Raw genomic sequence first — 15,588 nt, forward strand, 5'->3', positions numbered from 1 at the left:
GTCACCTCCGACCATACTCGTCGTGGCGACGCCACCAGATACCGTCTTCGTTGCGGCCGAGCGGTGCGCGGTCGAGCCATTGATACATGCCCCAGACCGCATCCAAACCACGGGCATAGCTGGAGTAGCTATGATAGACGGTGTCATCCTGAAGCACGAAGGCGCTTAGTCCGGGCCGGTCGCGTGTATAGGTTGGTACATCGGTCCCGGTCATGGCGGCGATTTCTGCGATCGGGCTTTCGCTGCCGCGCAATTGCCAGTCCAGGGCAGCGTCTTTTGTTGCTGCCGGCTTTGGTGCTGGCCCCTCGCGGCGGAAATTATAGTCAATCTTTCCATCGCGTTGCTGCTCTTCACTGAACCAGACGCTGAAGTCGTGATTGAAGTCGCTGTTGAACGAGGATGCCCAGGGAAAGCTCCACCCCATCTGCCGCTTGAACGCCTGCAGCTTTTCCAGCGGCGCCCGCGAAACGGCCGAGAAGGCAACATCGTGGTTCTCGAGATGAACGACGACGCCGTTGAAGCCGTCGGCAATTGACGAGCAGGACGGGCAACCGGCGGCATAGTCCGGCCCGAACATGAAATGATAAACAAGGAGTTGCGAGCGTCCTCTGAAGAGGTCTGTCAGCGAAACGCTCCCTTCATCGGTCTCGAACCGATAGTCCTTTTCGAGTGCGACCCAGGGGAGTTCCTGGCGACGCAGTGCCAGTTCGTCGCTCTGTCGCGTTAGTGACTTCTCCTCCTTGAGGAGGTCGAGCCGTGCTGCCAGCCATTCCTGGCGCGTCGCGGTTGCGTGTGTCGTCATAATATCTTCTCCTTTGGCGATCTGTTGTCGTATCAATCCTGATGCGAGCGGTTTGCTTGGCGATCGACAACAGCCTAGGGCGAGACCTGGAGATGGTGGGAGTTACAAGTGTGACGGGATTTCGATGGACTCGCTGATCACCGCTGCGGCGCGCGCCCTGACCGCGGGTGATCCGCTCGGCGCATTGAAACGGATCGCCCTGCGGGACGATGCGCCGGCGCTCGCACTTCGCGGTATTGCCATGGCGCAACTCGGCGACTTCGTCCGGGCAAAGGCGCTCCTCAAAAGCGCGGCGCGCGCATTTGGGCCGAGAGAGGCGGTGGCGCGTGCACGGTGCATCGTCGCCGAGGCGGAGATAGCACTCGTCTGCCGCGACCTTACCTGGCCACCAAATGCGCTCGAGGCGGCGCGGGCAACGCTTGATGCCCATGGCGACCTCGTAAACGCCGCCCACGCACGCAATCTCGAACTCCGTCGCTTCCTTCTGATCGGCCGGTTAGACGAAGCGGAGCGCCTGCTCTCTGTGCTAACCCCTTCTCCGCTTCCACCCGCCTTGAAGGCAGCCCACGAATTGGTGGTTGCGGGGATCGCGATCCGGCGCCTGCAGACGAAGGCGGCATACGCTGCCCTGATGCGCGCCGAAACCGCCGCGCGCGACGCAGGTATCCCTGCTCTCATCACGGAGGTGAACAACGCATATGCAGCCCTGAAAACGCCTGCGGCCCGCATGATTACCCACAACGGGGAACGCCTCATCCTGCTCGAAGAGGTTGAGGGGCTGTTGATGTCTGGGGCGCTGGTCGTCGATGCATGCCGCAACGTCGTGCGGTATGGAAACGTGGTGGTTTCGCTCGCGACCCGTCCGGTGCTCTTCGCACTCGCACGCGCATTAGGTGAAGCCTGGCCAGGTGACGTGCCAAGAACAACGCTCCTTGCCCGTGCCTTCCGTGCCAGGCATGCCGACGAATCGCATCGCGCGCGGCTTCGGGTCGAAATCGGGCGACTTCGCGCGGAGCTTCGCAGCCTGGTGGAGGTGAAGGCGACGAAACAGGGCTTTGTGCTCGAGCTTGGTCATTCCCGCGAGGTCGTGGTGCTGGCGCCCCCTGTCGAGGAGCCGCATGCGGCAGTGCTCGCGCTGCTTGCCGACGGCGAAGCGTGGTCGAGCACCGCCCTGGCGATCGCCCTTGGAGCAGGCCCTCGCACAGTACAGCGGGCGCTCGAGCTCCTTGCAAAAGAAGGCAAGGTGCAGTCGTTTGGCCGCGGTCGAGCGCGTCGTTGGGTGACACCGCCCGTGCCTGATTTCCCGACAACCTTGTTACTCCCCGGACCGCTGCCGGGCGGTTAGACTGGAAGCATCACAAGATAGGATAAGGCCATGAAAAGATCACCAGCCCAAATTCTCCGCGAATACGGACCATTTCCCGGTGTCGATCGCGTGCATGGCGTCAGCTTCGACGGCCAGCATGTCTGGTTTGCCTCTGGCGACAAGTTGAACGCCTTTGATCCGGAAAACGGAGAGACAGTGCGATCGATCGATGTCGCGGCAGATGCAGGGACGGCCTTTGACGGTGAGCACCTGTTTCAGATTGCCGAAGATCGTATCCAGAAGATCGATCCGAAGAGCGGTCGCGTGCTCTCGACGATCCCCGCTCCCGGCCTTGGAGGAGATTCAGGCCTCACATGGGCGGAGGGGACGCTCTGGGTCGGTCAATACAGGGACAGGAAAATCCATCAAATCGATCCGGAGACAGGAAGGATCCTTCGTTCCATCGATTCCGACCGCTTTGTCACCGGTGTCACCTGGGTCGATGGTGAACTCTGGCACGGTACCTGGGAAGGTGAACAGAGCGAGGTGAGGCACGTCGACCCTCAAACCGCAAAAGTCCTCGAACGGCTTGAGATGCCACCAGGGGTGGGCGTGTCGGGCCTTGAGTCAAACGGCGGTGACACATTGTTCTGCGGAGACACGGTGAGCGCAAAGGTGAGAGCCATCCGCCGGCCAGCGCGTCGGCCATAGGTTTCGTCGGCTGCGGCACGGAGAGACCGACATGCCTTGGTCGTACTGGGCTGTCGAGGGCTTTTCAAAAACAAGGGAGACGCCCGGCAAGCGAATGGTGCTATTTATTGCGCGATTTCAAATGCTTGTATTGATATTCTAGCCCAGAACGCGAATTCAACACCAACCGGACTCCGTAAGAGAGCCGGAATGATCTGACAATCCGCTCGGCATTGCCGCGACGCGTTTGCCGACGGCTCACGACATCCTTCACCACCCTCTTGTCGTGAACACGCCAAATGAAAAACGAGTCTGATTTCGTGGCCTGGTCCTCAGCAACGAAACCGGGAGAACGCGCTGCCAAGCCGTTCATCCCGATCCCGTCTAAAGCGCGACGCCAGTCACCGGGTTGACGATCGGCCGTTCGCTTTCGTCCTTTGCGCCCGACCGCTGCACTGCGGGGGCTGCAAGCGATTCCCTGTCTGCCGGTTCAGGCTTCTCTGGAATGGAACTCACGTCTTTCGGGCGTCGTTGTTCTGGTGTGGCGTTCGTGTCGTTCGTACCCATTGTGGTGCTCCTTTTCGAGGAAAACACCGCTGGGACCGATGGGTTCCAATGCACGCGGCAAAAGCAACGGTTCCTGATATTCTTCGACGTTCAACTGCCCGCCGCCGCGTCGTCGGTCGACGTCGTGGCGCGAACGTTCCTGGCTATCGGCACATGCCCTCAGCCATCCCTGCTTTAAGTTGATTGAGGCACACACGTCGCGGAAAAACCCGAGCCACACTGGTCGCCGACAAAGGCTCGCTTAGGCGCGCGCCCAACTCGGCAACAGGCTTTCGACGCGCTGGCAGAGCGGACGAGGCCACGCCGACCGGATGGTATGTCCAACCGGATGGGCGCCCGTGGCTAACGTCTAGTAACTGCATGAACGATTGTCGTTCGGCCTGAAACCATCGGCGCACGCCCGGTTCATCGAATCCCCCTGCACGTATCCGGACGCTGACCCACTTGAATTCTGGGGGGTCCCGCAGGCGGCGAGCAATGAAAGACTGATAAGCGCTCCGCCGACTGCAAGTGCCCGAAAACGTGTCATATGATCTTCTCCGAATACACGATCTGAAGTGTCCAATCTAACACGCTACCAAGGAGTTGTGCGAGACTTTACAGAGCGTTTTGCCAATCATTGAATGCAGAAGGATCAAGCCGGGCATTCGTTCCCAAGCCTTCCTCACTTGGTCGGTATCTGCGAAATCCCTTGTATCTTCAACGGTGGCGTCGCAGCCTAAAAAAGCCTGCTTTGCGTCTGGCTGCATTCTGCAATCTCAAGTGCAGGCCCGTTTGGCAGGACGGCCAGACCTCTTGCGCTCCAATCCAGCAGCGCTGCGCCGACTTCGGCCCTTGTGGGCGCGCCTATCCGTCCTCCGAACACCTGGCATTTGAGCGCCGCCGCCATGGATGCCAATCGCATTGTTTCTCCGATCGGCATGCCCTCGGCGGTGCCAAGCGCGAATGCGCCATGGAAGATATCGCCAGCCGCAAGCGTATCGACGACAGTCACTTGCGGAGCGGCGAGATGGAAGATGCCCCCGGTGGCGTCATCGAACCAGAAGGAACCCTTTTCGCCCGCAGTGACGCTGATGAAGGCATGCGGGAACCTCCGCTTCAGAAGACCGACGACCTCCACCAAATCGGCTGATCCTGCAAGTCGCTCGGCGGCCGGCTGTGAGAACACGATGTGGCTGGCAGCAGGCGCAAGCATCTCGATCACGCCGTCGCTCGCAACGTCTCCATCGAGAATGGCCGGCTTGCGTGCCTCTCTGGCTGCCAACAGCGACTGCAATGCAAGCTCCGGCCATCGGACGTCCACCAATACCGCATCGAAGGACGACACGTCCTGCGCTGTGACCGGCTTGACCGTATGGTGCAGACACGCATCGTAGAATGGCACAATGAGGCGCTCGCCCTGATCATCGACAAGAATCGTCGAGACTGCCGAGCGGGCACCCTCAACCAGCACCATCCCGCTCGTATCGATGCCACTCTTGGAAAGATCGGCAATAAGACGTTCGCCGGTGGCATCGCCGCCGACGGCGGCCCAGAGGCTGGCACTCCCGCCAAGCCGAGCGACTGCGAAGGCGGCGCTCGATGCCATGCCTTCGGCAACCTGCAGCATGTCGTAGGGGAGAAGTTTCCCCTGCCCGGTGGGCAACGAGCGGACACGAAACAATGTATCGAGGACTGCCGCGCCGACACACAGAACGCGGCACGACGGACTGGGGGGAGTATTGGAGGCAGGAGGCACTGTCATAACCATTGTCACCCGCTCACTTGACGGCGCCTGCTGTCATGCCCGCTACGATCTGCCGTTGTGCAAACACGGTCAACACCAGCACCGGCAAGGTAACGATCAACGCCGCCGCCGCGAGCGGACCCCAACTGACCTGTTCAAACGAAAGCATGTTGTAGACAGCGACAGGAAGCGTGCGCGTCTGTCGGCTGGCGAGCACAATGCCGAAGACGAAATTGTTCCAGGAGAAGATGACCGACAGGATGAAGGCGACGACGATGCCTGGCCTTGCAATCGGCAAAGCGACCATGCGGAAGACCTGCCACGGTGTTGCGCCGTCTATGGATGCAGCCTCTTCCAGCTCCATCGGTGTTGTCTCGAAATAGCCGATCATGATCCAGACGACGATGGGAACCGTGACCACGAGATGAATAATGATCTGGGGCAACAGTGTGCCGAGCAGGTTCAGCCACTGGAACAGAAGAAAAAGCGGGATCAGGAAGGAAAGGCCCGGCGTCATGCGCGCGATCATGATGACCATTGCAGACTTCTCCGCCTTCAGTCGCGCGATACCATATCCGGCTGGCACGCCGATCAGCAGCGCCAGAAGGGTTGCCGTGCCCGTCACCAGCACAGAATTCCAGAGATAGAGAAAGAAGTTGTTCTCCTGGAAGACCTTCAAGTAGTTCGACCAGGCAAAACGCTCCGGAATGAAGATCGGCGGATAGGCACCGTTGTCGATTTCATATTTCAACGACAACGAGATCATCCAGAGGAAGAACAGGACGACGGGTGATATCATCACGAGTGCGACGAACAAAAGTCCTATGCGATCGATCGTTCTGCGCTTCATCAGCGTGCCTCCCCATCGGACCAGTTCGCACGCTGCCGGGCCTTCAGAAGGACGAGGGCGAGCAAAACGATGAGCGCGAAGAAGACAACGGCCATGGCTGAACCATAGCCGATGTCATAGTAGGAGAACGCCGTGTTGTAGAGATAGATGTTGATCGTTTCAGAAGCCGTGCCGGGGCCGCCCTGGGTCATGGCATAGATGATGTCGAAGCTTTTCACGGCATCGATGCTGCGGATCATCACCGCAATCATCAGGAACGGCGCGATCATCGGCAATGTCAGGTAGCGGAATTTCTGCCAGACATTGGCTCCGTCGATTTCAGCACTTTCATAGGGCTCGCGCGGAACTGCCGCCAGACCACCAAGCACGATGAGCATGACAAGGGGCGTCCACTGCCAGGTCTCGACGAGAACAAGTGAAGGGATGACGCTGTTCTGATTATAGATCCACTCCTGCGGACCGATACCAATGAAGGAGAGAAGGTAGTTGAGAACGCCAAGCTGCGGATGGAACATCATCGTCCAGACGAGTGCGATGGCCACCGGTGTGGCCATCATCGGCATCACAAATATGCCACGCAAAAGGCCACGTAGCGGAAACTGCGCATCGAAGATCAGCGCAGCCAGCGTTCCGAGAAAGAGCGGTGCCAGCACGGAGAGCGACGTGTAGAGCACCGTATGCCACAGTGAGTCCCAGAAGCGCATGTCGACGGCGAGGCGCGCGTAGTTGTCCAGTCCGGCAAAGATCTGGGGCTGGCCGAGCGTCCATTTGTTCACGCTCATCCATAGGGTAAACACCCATGGAAAGACGATGACAGTGGCGATCACGATCAGCGCAGGGATGACGAATGGCCAGTAGTTGGGAGCAAACCGACCCGGTTTGCTCCTACCCTTTGATGCGGCGGTCGCGACTGCGGCCGTTTCGATGCTCATCGAGGTCATTACCCCTCGCTTCTCGCAAGGACAGGTTCGAACTGGGCTGTCGCCGTCTTCAGTTCGGCTGCAGGGTCGGCGCCCCCGATCATGTTGGTCAGGCCGACGCCATAGATGTCGCGGAACTCTGTGACCGGAATGATGACCGGCAGCGTGAGCTGTGAGATCTTGCCGGAACCGACAACGGCATCGAGCCAGGCGCTGGGCATCTTGACGCCTTCGCGCACCTTCGCATCCTCAAGAACGGACTGCCGGAAAGGAACGCCGGCGCCGGCCTGCAGCAGCCGTGCACCCATTTCGTGCGATATGGCCCATTGGCAAAAGAGATAGGCCGCTTCCTTTTTCTGGCTTGCAGCGACCACACCAAGGCCGTCCCCGGTGGTTGCCGCAGCCTGCGCCTTCGGGCCTCTTGGCATGATGCCGTAGCCAACCTGGCCGACGACGCGTGACTTTTCTGGGTTCTCGATCGGCGGAGCAAAACCCACGCCGTCCAGCCACATGCCGATCTTGCCTTGCAGGAAGGCAGATTGCGCTTCGGCCCAGTTGAAACCGGAAACGCCGGGAGGAGCGGATTTGGTCATCAGTCGCTGATAGAGTTTGGCTGCATCGACCGCTTCCTGCGACGTCGTGCGAAGCTTGCCGTCCGGACCAAGCACGCTTGACCCGTAGCCAAGCATCAGCGTCGTCCACACAGGCGTATTGGCGTTCTTCAGGCCGCGGGCGACGAAACCATAGGTATTGGCGGAGGGATCGGTCAGCGCCTCTGCCGCACTTGCCAGTTCCTCGAAGGTCGTCGGGTAAGCAAGGCCCTTCTTTTCAAACAGCGACTTGTTCCAGTAGATGATCCAGTAGTCGACGGAGAAAGGCAGGGAACGCAGAACGCCGTCGGGATCTTTTGCGAAGGTCATGCCGGCTTCGGCGAAATCGCTTTCTACCAGCGACGCATCCGTAAGCTGCGGATCCTTGAGAAAGCCGCTGATATCGGCAAGCCAACCGCCTTTTTCGAACTGCCGCTTCTGTACGTGGTAGCTCATATGCACGACATCGAAGCTCGGCTTGCCAGAGCTCAGCTCGATGGTCGTCTTCTGGCGCTGCTGCTGTTCAGGCGTTGCTTCAGCATTGACCTTGATCCCGGTTAGCTCCTCGAATTCGGACAGGTACTTGATCAGTGTCTCACTGCGCGGGCTCTTCACCAAGTTGACTTCGAGCGTCGTGCCTGCAAATCGCTTCCAATCGACGGCAGCCGATGCGGACCTCACTCCCAGAAGGCTACCGGCGCCAAGAGCCGCGGTAGCCGTCAGAAAGCTCCGCCTCGTCGGATTCATGAATGATGGCATGTAACTTCTCCTCCTTTTGCCGGCGATCTCCTCACCTCCGGCTGACTATTCCCGGTTATATCCTGAGCGCACGATCCCTTGCGTGGTTGATGTGCGCGACAAGACTGGTGACGGCGTCATCCACAGATCGCCGTTCGATTGCCTCGAGCACCATCAGGTGCTCGCCCATGACTGGTCCGACACGTCCGTCGATGCGAAAGCGTTCCTGGCTGATAAGACGCATCTTGATGGAGTTCACGCGGTAGGCGTTCGAAATGATGGTATTTCCAAGGGCATCGATAAAGGCGTCGTGCATGCCCCAGTCGACCGCCTGCGCGCGCACTTCCAGTTCATGCGACGCATCGCCGTTTCGAATGGCGTCGGCGATATCCCGGTGCTGCTTCAACAATCCGGCAACGGCCTCGTCCGACGCTGATCGGGTGAAAAGCGCCACTGCTTCCTTTTCCAGAAACACGCGCAGCTGAAATGCTTCGCGGATGAGGTTGAGATCGATGTGAGCGATCTGCAGACCGCGCTGCGGGACGGTCTTGATCAGTCCTTCGGCTTCAAGCCTTGGGATGAGTTCACGGATGGCGCCGAGCGTCAGTCCGGTTAGTTCGACGAGACGGCGCTGCGAAACGAACTGGCCGGGACGCACGTCACGCGCAAGGAGATGGCGCGTGAAGCTTTCATACGCCCTTTCCCGCAATGTCGGCTGCTCGTCCGTTCCGTCCATCGCGTCCCCCAGAAACATCATCGACCTATGCAGCCTTCGAGCGGAAAAGAGAATCGAAAGCCAGAGCAAGTTGCCTCTGCCCGTCACCGGATATTGAGACGAGTGGCGGACGAACCGCAAGCCACATTTCGTCCGAAGTGAGGCGAGCCACCATGGCTTTGACGGCAGCAGTCACGGGATACTTCAACAATTCGGCCACGAATTGTTCGATGCGGGGATCGTCGCTACCGTCTTCCGCCATGAGCTTGACCTCGCCAGGTACGAAATTTGCCATGCCTGAAATTGCGCCCTGGCCACCAAGCCGCACGCCTTTGGCCAGGTGACGTTCATCGCCCACGAGGATGACGAGGTCGCCGTGCGCCTTGAGCAGCGTTTCTGTAAAAGGCCAGTCGCCGGAGGAATCCTTGACGCCGGTAACGATCCTGGGAAATGCGGTCCGCAGCCGACCGATCAGGGACACCGTAAGCGGTACCATCGTCACGGAGGGAATGTTGTAGACGATGACGTCTCGCGCGTTGTCGCCCATGATGGAGAACACAGCAGAGTACCACTTGAAGAGGCCCTCCTCACTGACATTCTTGAAGTACGATGGGGGTGCGAGAAGGATATTGCGCACACCCCTGGAGAGCGCGTGACGGGCTTGCATTGCCGCATCCTCTGCCGCGTCAACCAACACCCCGACGACGATGTCTTTTGCCGCTACTCCGGTGTCAAGGAAGGCGGCAAGCACGCGTTCGCGTTCTGTCGTTGCGATCGAACATCCCTCTCCCGTCGTTCCAAACAACGTCACGCTCGAGCAACCGGCAGCGAGGCTTCGCTTTGCCTGCCGGATCATCGCATCGATTGCGATTTCGCCATTGCTGTCGAATGGCGTGGCAAGGGCGACGGAAAGCCCGAACTTCTCTGTCAACATCAATCCTCCCGGTTAACGAGTCAGTCGTAACAGACTAACATGTTAGATGTAAAGGAGTAATATATCGGACGGCGCATGATTATTCTCGTCCTGCAGACCCACCCCTTGTGCGCAGGTTCCGTCGGGAAGAATGGGCGTTTCAAGAGGCGTGGTAGAGTCCCCGACCGCCCTGCGGCGAACCCGATCCTTCCATTTCAACGGCATCACCAACTTGCTTTCGCGGATGCAATCGCGGCGCTCGACGACCTCTCGCAATGCGCGTGTCACGACGTTGTCACAGCATCTCTTCCTCGCTCTGTGCTTAACTGATTGACGCCACCCAGGGTCAGAGGGCGGCCCTACGTCTCGAATTGTCGCATTTACAGCAGGTTCGCATGCCAGTTTGCTTGAGGAGAGTTAGTCGTTCCGAAGCCTTGTGCGGGGGAAATATTATCATCGAGGCCTATGCCGAGCCTCCATGGCACGAGAAGTGGAGCATCGAGACGGCGACATCACGCCTTGACGAACTCACGGCCACGCCCGGGTGCCTCGGTTTTGCTGCGTTCGACGATAACGAGCTTGTTGGATATGTCTTTGGTCTCCCGCATACCTCGGCCCCCGGCCGCGGCTTGCATGTTGCCGAGATTGCCATCCTGCCTCGACATCAGCGAAAGGGAATTGGCTCAAGTCTGCTCCGTCGTATCGAGGAGGAAGCTTTGGCGCTCGGCTACGTTCAGATATGGCTCGTGTCGCAGCGCACAGGCGGCGCCGCAGACTATTATCGGGCCAACGGGTATGATCCGTCTGGCAAGCTCTGCGTCTATACCAAGGTGCTCGGCCCAAATCGCTAGGCGCCCGGATAAAGGACGCACTATATCGCCATCCTGCGGTTTGCTAGTGCGTGTTCCGGCTTGTGGCGACTGCTGAGAGTGTCGGGATCGTTATCCCGGCGTTGGGGACATCGAGTATCTCACGATTGACCGCCTGTATCGCCATATCCAACCAGTGCATTGCACTGACAATCTCGATATCCTGGGCGGCACATTTTGCGTAGGCGATAAGGCGCGCCAACGCGACAAGCTCAGTCAGATCCTCAGCGGATCTTTCGTTTCGGCCCTCGCCGGCCCGGTCACTTTCTGAACTGGCGCTCATCATGTTCTCCAAACAATGACGCGAGCATATTAGATCGAGACCGTCGGGGCCCGTGAATAAGGCGTGAAACAATTTTAGCGTGCAATTTCTGGAAGCGCACTTAATGATGATCCAGGGAGCCCCGCAACGGGGAACCCATGCCGAACGCGTGAATGGTAGTGTGCGTTCAACATCGGTTCCCGCCTCTTGGTAGGCAAACGGTCTCCGTCAAATCGTACCCTGATATCGCGATTCCTTCGGTCTCGTGCCGAGCGTCAGAGGACGTTCACGATAGGATAGCCTTCGAAATCGCGCGGCTGCCGTAGCGACGAGCCCGCTGGCCGTCGGGATTTTCGAGAGCCGGAATGAACACCTTCGCGACACTGAAGGGAAGGCTGGGATCGCCAAGGGGCAAAACAGCCACCGTATCGATGCGCGCCTGGCGCAGCGCATTCAACGTGTGCGAGAGAAGCTTCGGCAACGTTTGCGGCCGCAACGACGTGCTCATTGCCGACATGGTCGGGACAGCGTCAAACGCGCGTCGGGTCTGGGCTGGCAGCGGCACCAGAAATGTCTCTGGCGATACATCGTCGCGTGCACCGCTGATATAAGTCAACCGCGACTGCACCGCTTCAGTGATTGCTCGTATAGCCGCACGTACCGGCGACGGATGGGCGCCGCTACCCCCCGTCACCTCGACGAACCGAACATCGGCACCGGACAGGACGTTCGGCGGACCTAAAATGGCCGTGAAGCATGGAATGGCAATGTCGCTGGTTATGTCGAAAAGCCGGAGCAGGCAGCCCGCCGCGTCAATCCGATCAACCAGACCGTCAAGGGCCGGGTCCCGAAAGGCATGCGGATCAACGCACTTCGACATCCTGTCTTCATCACTGCCGATCTGCCAAAGGACCTGAGCGTCGCGCTCGATGCGCTCAAGGATGCCGTGTAACGTCGCTTCCTCAATGCTGTTGCCGGAAGCCAGTCCATCGGAGGACATCCAGAACCGGCGACTGCGTGTTCGATCGAGGATCGCCGCCTCCAGTGGCACATAGATATCCGTTCCGGTCAGGAGTTCTCTGGCAATCGCCCACTCAACCTCCTCGCCCAGATCGATATCCCTCCCGTGCAGCGCGATCAGGCTGCTCAGCGGCTCGACTTTATGCCCCAATTCACGAAGGCGACGCATGCTGGTCCGGATGGCCTCGACGAACGGTTTGTTGGCGACAGCGCGTTCCAGCGCTTCCATTGCGGCTGACACCTTGGCATCGTCGTCATTCAAGCCCTTGCCTTGAGCGACAACAATCGAGCGTGCGTTGGGCGCGTAGGCACACCAGACGGGTATGCCAATTCGATCAAGTCCAGTGTGACGCGCAAGGCGGGTGATTCCGAAATCAGCAAGGACCGGCTGAACACGAGACAGCGTTTCTGACGCGGCCATGATCCGATCGGAGTATCGAGCGGCGCAAACAGCAATCAGGGGAGTGTCTCAGCTCTCGACATGGCCGGAGAAGACCGCTTTCGCCGACGACACTGCAACGGCGAAGTCGACGTTCTTGACAAAGGTTCCGCCCGTTTTCCTGATGTCGGCAGCCTTCGCCAGATCTCCTGTCACAGCATCGAGGCGCTTTACCGTGCCTGCATCGAGGTCTGCGACCCAAAGACCTGCTTCTCCCGCAATACCAATAACGACAGCTGTTGCCATGAACAATTCTCCTCAGGTTGATTTCAAAAACCGGCTTTCAGCAAACCTTCGCGATAAAGCTCCTTCTGCCACTGTTCCTTAAAGGGAACGACAGAGAGCCATTTTTCCAGATCGAAAACCGGGTTCAGGATCTCGGCGCGCTGCCGGTAGAACTGTGCTCGCTTCCGATCTCCCATCATGGCGCAGCTAGCAGCCGCGATGCGGTGGGCGGGGGCCTTATCCTTCATCGCCTCCACATAGGCGATGGCGTCGTCATATCGCTCGAGAAAATAGCTCGCACCCGCCGCACACCAGAGATAGGCGTCGGGGGACAATGGATTGAGCGACATCGCCTTCTGTATCTTCGCCAGCGCATCCTTCGGGCGAGACGCATGCACGAGGGTGTCGGCGTGGCTGTAGATGACGTCGGCGAAATGGGGACTTAGCTCTTCCGCCAGGCTGAGCGCCGCTACACTCTCGTCCACATCGCCAAGGTAGAGCTTAGTTACGCCCAGCTCGCGGTAGCCGCCCGGCATGGCCGCGTCCCTCTCGATTGCCTTCATGGCATTCGTTTCGGCCAGCTGCAGCAGTTCTGCGTTGCCTTGGGCGGTCACGAGCCATTCGCTCGTGTATGTTCTCGCAAGCCCGATAAACGCCGGAGAAAAGTCGGCGTGATAGCGAAGGGCCTCCTTGAATGCGGTGCGCGCCCTTCGAATATGCGGCAGGGTGAGCTTGCCCATCAGGCTCGCTCCGATCAGATAGGAGTGATACGCTTGAGGGTTTTCCTCGATGCTGAGGCGTGTTTGCTCGTTCTTTGCCAGTTCGTGGACGACCGAGGAAGTCAACTGTTGCGCAATGAGGCGCCTCTGCATGGGCAAGGTCTCGGTCGTCATGCTGAAGCGGCTTGCCCAGAGGATCTCGTCCGTGGGGAAATAGACAAGCTGGGCGAAGAGGCCCTCACCCGACAACCTTGTATCGAGAAGATAGGATATGGAGTGCCGGGCGATCACCACAGCCTTGTTGGAATCGCGACGGATCTGCTCGGCGGTATGCGGGGCGACAATCGAGATGTTTCGAAGGGCACAGAGTTCGATGGTGACGTCTTCAATCAGGGCACTTGCAAGCGGAAGCCCCGGAGCATCGCCTTGCGAGGTCGGCGGCAGCAAAACCAGGCGCGGAAGCACCAAACGAGGTGGAGTGGCCGTTTCAGCGCGCGGATCGGTGTCGGTCAGGCTCTTTACGACAGGATAGGTCGCGGATCCGCCCGTTTTCTCCCTCTCACCCAGGCCAGCCGCTCCAGGGAGCCGACGCAGCATCGCTCTGACCGGCTCGTCGTCGGGATCCTTCTCCAGGAGATGGAGCCCGGCACCGGAGAGCATGCGAAAATGATTGGGGCTGTTGGCGACCGGCAAAGCGTCAAAGAGCGCCTCGCGCAGCTTCAGTCTTTGGATCCGGCACTCCCCCCCGATCCAGTCCTCAATGGGTTTGGTCGCTGGTTGCAAGGTCTCCAGGAACCCACGCTGAAGGAGATCGGTGATTGCGTGCAGCTTTTTCAGTGGAGGATCGTTAGCCTCCAGGACCTGCAGATCAACCGAAACGACCGATGTCACCAGACGGATCGAATTTGTGGTGATCTCGAATGGTGGCGAGACGGTGTCTCCGTCGACACGCCGTATACGGGAAATCAATTTGCGCAGGTTGAGACCCGCGAGCTCGGCATCGGCGTCCGCCCACAGAAAGCCTGCCAATTCGTGTCGGGTGAGGACTTGCTGCCTGCGCGTATAGAGATAGGCCATCATCAGGAGACCCTTGGCCGGATAGCGTACGGCATTGCCATTCGCATCGGTCAACTGAAGGTCGCCAAATGTTTGTAAACGGTACACGCGCTACTCCCGGACGGTCTCTGCCTGATCCCAGACATCGCGATGACTGCCCGACTGGCTTATCGAGCCAAGGCTTCTTGTCAAAGCGAGCAATTTCCGTCGCACATCGGCGTCTTCGATGGCAATGAACGCCTTTCCAAGCGCCAAACCTTCCTTCGAGGCCATAAACAGCGCAACCGCATCGGTGTCCGACGTTGCGGCACCGTCGCCCGACTGGGCCTCACCGTTCTCAAAGAAGAAACCGACGGCAACGCCGAAGATCTCTGCGATGCGCAACAGCCGGCTTGCACCGATCCGGTTGATGCCTTTCTCGTATTTTTGTATCTGCTGAAACGTAATGCCGAGTGCCTCCGCCAGGCTGGCCTGGCTCATCCCAAGCATCTTGCGTCGGAACCTGACGCGCTCGCCCACATAGGCATCAACGGCATTCGTAGATTTCGCCTTCATGGCCTCCCTCGTCTATCGTATTAGGAACATAGAATTCATAATGAGGGCTTTCGAAGAAAATGCAACCAAAAGTAACTATTCTCAGCATAATTCCTTTTGGCCCCTCGTGACGGCGTTAGCTTGTCGTGACCGCGCAAGAGCTCCGGATTGCGACTTCACATCCCGCTGGATGAATATCCAACGTGGGCATGACCCGGTCGGCTGATCGCCATGAAACGAACTCTCCTAAAAAGGGTGATACGCGTCATGACACTACCTGACATGGTGTCACGTTGATTTCACGGGAGATCCTCGGCTTTGTCCTTATAATTCCGATCAAAGGCTGGGGTGCCGAAGCAATCGTCGATGACGATTCCGTCCAATATATGGTGAAGCTCCGGGCGCAACCAGCATGCCAGTCCTCTAGTCGGAGATAGAATGTCATGGAGTTTCCTGCCATACACATCAGCCATGCAGATCGACTGTCAGCCTGCCGCCGGGAGATCGAGGATGCCGTTCACCAGATCATTTTCAGCAAACAGCAGGCGGAATTCTCCCCCGCGGAAATTGCCATGGCGATCGCCGACATTGCTGATGATTATATTCTGAAGCTGTCCAAGCGGCAGGCGGCGACCCACTAAGTTGGC

At 58.9% G+C, this 15,588-nt stretch carries 18 protein-coding genes; 4 read left to right on the forward strand and 14 right to left on the reverse strand.

Going from position 1 to position 15,588, the window contains the following annotated elements; translation table 11 throughout:
• Window position 1: 1 nt before the first annotated feature.
• Window positions 2-802, reverse strand: coding sequence for a DUF899 domain-containing protein (locus ASC97_RS19090; RefSeq protein ID WP_057469933.1), 801 nt, complete (start codon window positions 800-802; stop codon window positions 2-4).
• 124 nt (window positions 803-926) lie between these two features.
• Here ASC97_RS19090 and ASC97_RS19095 point away from each other — a divergent pair, with 124 nt between their 5' ends.
• Window positions 927-2,147: a hypothetical protein gene (locus ASC97_RS19095; protein ID WP_057469934.1), complete on the forward strand. Its 1,221-nt coding sequence runs from the start codon at window positions 927-929 to the stop codon at window positions 2,145-2,147.
• Window positions 2,148-2,177: 30 nt separating this feature from the next.
• Window positions 2,178-2,819, forward strand: coding sequence for a Vgb family protein (locus ASC97_RS19100; RefSeq protein WP_057469935.1), 642 nt, complete (start codon window positions 2,178-2,180; stop codon window positions 2,817-2,819).
• 363 nt (window positions 2,820-3,182) lie between these two features.
• Here the strand turns inward: ASC97_RS19100 and ASC97_RS33150 are convergent, their stop codons facing one another.
• From ASC97_RS33150 to ASC97_RS19135, 8 genes are all read right to left on the reverse strand, one after another.
• Window positions 3,183-3,365 (reverse strand): hypothetical protein, encoded by a 183-nt coding sequence (locus ASC97_RS33150; protein ID WP_082530065.1) that lies wholly within the window; start codon window positions 3,363-3,365, stop codon window positions 3,183-3,185.
• Between the two features lie 349 nt (window positions 3,366-3,714).
• Window positions 3,715-3,894, reverse strand: coding sequence for a hypothetical protein (locus ASC97_RS35430; RefSeq protein WP_082530066.1), 180 nt, complete (start codon window positions 3,892-3,894; stop codon window positions 3,715-3,717).
• Window positions 3,895-4,083: 189 nt separating this feature from the next.
• Complete coding sequence (locus ASC97_RS19110; RefSeq protein ID WP_082530068.1) at window positions 4,084-5,109, reverse strand: sugar kinase; 1,026 nt, start codon at window positions 5,107-5,109, stop codon at window positions 4,084-4,086.
• Between the two features lie 16 nt (window positions 5,110-5,125).
• A complete protein-coding gene (locus ASC97_RS19115; RefSeq protein WP_057469937.1) occupies window positions 5,126-5,941 on the reverse strand; it encodes a carbohydrate ABC transporter permease in 816 nt (271 codons plus the stop codon).
• On the reverse strand, window positions 5,941-6,882 hold the full coding sequence (locus ASC97_RS19120) for a carbohydrate ABC transporter permease (RefSeq protein WP_057469938.1): 942 nt from the start codon (window positions 6,880-6,882) through the stop codon (window positions 5,941-5,943). The genes ASC97_RS19115 and ASC97_RS19120 overlap by 1 nt, the downstream gene beginning before the upstream one ends.
• Window positions 6,882-8,210 carry an ABC transporter substrate-binding protein gene (locus tag ASC97_RS19125; protein WP_057469939.1) on the reverse strand — a complete coding sequence of 443 codons (1,329 nt, stop codon included), beginning with the start codon at window positions 8,208-8,210 and terminating at the stop codon, window positions 6,882-6,884. The genes ASC97_RS19120 and ASC97_RS19125 overlap by 1 nt, the downstream gene beginning before the upstream one ends.
• 55 nt (window positions 8,211-8,265) lie before the next feature.
• Window positions 8,266-8,943: a GntR family transcriptional regulator gene (locus ASC97_RS19130; RefSeq protein WP_200959505.1), complete on the reverse strand. Its 678-nt coding sequence runs from the start codon at window positions 8,941-8,943 to the stop codon at window positions 8,266-8,268.
• A 7-nt stretch (window positions 8,944-8,950) separates the two neighbouring features.
• Window positions 8,951-9,835: a dihydrodipicolinate synthase family protein gene (locus ASC97_RS19135; protein WP_057469963.1), complete on the reverse strand. Its 885-nt coding sequence runs from the start codon at window positions 9,833-9,835 to the stop codon at window positions 8,951-8,953.
• A 377-nt stretch (window positions 9,836-10,212) separates the two neighbouring features.
• Between ASC97_RS19135 and ASC97_RS19145 the strand changes: the two genes are divergently transcribed.
• Complete coding sequence (locus ASC97_RS19145) at window positions 10,213-10,668, forward strand: GNAT family N-acetyltransferase (RefSeq protein ID WP_057469941.1); 456 nt, start codon at window positions 10,213-10,215, stop codon at window positions 10,666-10,668.
• 43 nt (window positions 10,669-10,711) lie between these two features.
• Here the strand turns inward: ASC97_RS19145 and ASC97_RS19150 are convergent, their stop codons facing one another.
• The 5 genes from ASC97_RS19150 to ASC97_RS19170 all read right to left on the reverse strand — a co-directional run bounded on the left by ASC97_RS19150 (window position 10,712) and on the right by ASC97_RS19170 (window position 14,962).
• Window positions 10,712-10,969, reverse strand: coding sequence for a hypothetical protein (locus tag ASC97_RS19150; protein ID WP_057469942.1), 258 nt, complete (start codon window positions 10,967-10,969; stop codon window positions 10,712-10,714).
• Window positions 10,970-11,234: 265 nt separating this feature from the next.
• Window positions 11,235-12,389, reverse strand: coding sequence for a YcaO-like family protein (locus ASC97_RS19155; protein WP_057469943.1), 1,155 nt, complete (start codon window positions 12,387-12,389; stop codon window positions 11,235-11,237).
• A 48-nt stretch (window positions 12,390-12,437) separates the two neighbouring features.
• Window positions 12,438-12,653, reverse strand: a complete 216-nt coding sequence (locus ASC97_RS19160; protein WP_057469944.1) for a hypothetical protein — start codon at window positions 12,651-12,653, stop codon at window positions 12,438-12,440.
• Window positions 12,654-12,676: 23 nt separating this feature from the next.
• Window positions 12,677-14,515, reverse strand: coding sequence for a peptide antibiotic resistance protein (locus ASC97_RS19165; protein ID WP_057469945.1), 1,839 nt, complete (start codon window positions 14,513-14,515; stop codon window positions 12,677-12,679).
• Window positions 14,516-14,518: 3 nt separating this feature from the next.
• Complete coding sequence (locus ASC97_RS19170; protein WP_057469946.1) at window positions 14,519-14,962, reverse strand: helix-turn-helix domain-containing protein; 444 nt, start codon at window positions 14,960-14,962, stop codon at window positions 14,519-14,521.
• Window positions 14,963-15,384: 422 nt separating this feature from the next.
• Between ASC97_RS19170 and ASC97_RS19175 the strand changes: the two genes are divergently transcribed.
• Complete coding sequence (locus ASC97_RS19175) at window positions 15,385-15,582, forward strand: hypothetical protein (protein ID WP_057469947.1); 198 nt, start codon at window positions 15,385-15,387, stop codon at window positions 15,580-15,582.
• Window positions 15,583-15,588 lie beyond the last annotated feature (6 nt).

Source organism: Rhizobium sp. Root1203 (assembly GCF_001424945.1).
Classification (GTDB): domain Bacteria; phylum Pseudomonadota; class Alphaproteobacteria; order Rhizobiales; family Rhizobiaceae; genus Rhizobium.

Excerpts from the sequence above, each read along its gene's own strand:
- ASC97_RS19090 (WP_057469933.1), bottom strand. The coding sequence starts at position 802 with ATGACGACACACGCAACCGCGACGCGCCAGGAATGGCTGGCAGCACGG.
- ASC97_RS19095 (WP_057469934.1), top strand. The coding sequence starts at position 927 with ATGGACTCGCTGATCACCGCTGCGGCGCGCGCCCTGACCGCGGGTGAT.
- ASC97_RS19100 (WP_057469935.1), top strand. The coding sequence starts at position 2,178 with ATGAAAAGATCACCAGCCCAAATTCTCCGCGAATACGGACCATTTCCC.
- ASC97_RS33150 (WP_082530065.1), bottom strand. The coding sequence starts at position 3,365 with ATGGGTACGAACGACACGAACGCCACACCAGAACAACGACGCCCGAAA.
- ASC97_RS35430 (WP_082530066.1), bottom strand. The coding sequence starts at position 3,894 with ATGACACGTTTTCGGGCACTTGCAGTCGGCGGAGCGCTTATCAGTCTT.
- ASC97_RS19110 (WP_082530068.1), bottom strand. The coding sequence starts at position 5,109 with ATGACAGTGCCTCCTGCCTCCAATACTCCCCCCAGTCCGTCGTGCCGC.
- ASC97_RS19115 (WP_057469937.1), bottom strand. The coding sequence starts at position 5,941 with ATGAAGCGCAGAACGATCGATCGCATAGGACTTTTGTTCGTCGCACTC.
- ASC97_RS19120 (WP_057469938.1), bottom strand. The coding sequence starts at position 6,882 with ATGACCTCGATGAGCATCGAAACGGCCGCAGTCGCGACCGCCGCATCA.
- ASC97_RS19125 (WP_057469939.1), bottom strand. The coding sequence starts at position 8,210 with ATGCCATCATTCATGAATCCGACGAGGCGGAGCTTTCTGACGGCTACC.
- ASC97_RS19130 (WP_200959505.1), bottom strand. The coding sequence starts at position 8,943 with ATGTTTCTGGGGGACGCGATGGACGGAACGGACGAGCAGCCGACATTG.
- ASC97_RS19145 (WP_057469941.1), top strand. The coding sequence starts at position 10,213 with ATGCCAGTTTGCTTGAGGAGAGTTAGTCGTTCCGAAGCCTTGTGCGGG.
- ASC97_RS19150 (WP_057469942.1), bottom strand. The coding sequence starts at position 10,969 with ATGAGCGCCAGTTCAGAAAGTGACCGGGCCGGCGAGGGCCGAAACGAA.
- ASC97_RS19155 (WP_057469943.1), bottom strand. The coding sequence starts at position 12,389 with ATGGCCGCGTCAGAAACGCTGTCTCGTGTTCAGCCGGTCCTTGCTGAT.
- ASC97_RS19160 (WP_057469944.1), bottom strand. The coding sequence starts at position 12,653 with ATGGCAACAGCTGTCGTTATTGGTATTGCGGGAGAAGCAGGTCTTTGG.
- ASC97_RS19170 (WP_057469946.1), bottom strand. The coding sequence starts at position 14,962 with ATGAAGGCGAAATCTACGAATGCCGTTGATGCCTATGTGGGCGAGCGC.
- ASC97_RS19175 (WP_057469947.1), top strand. The coding sequence starts at position 15,385 with ATGGAGTTTCCTGCCATACACATCAGCCATGCAGATCGACTGTCAGCC.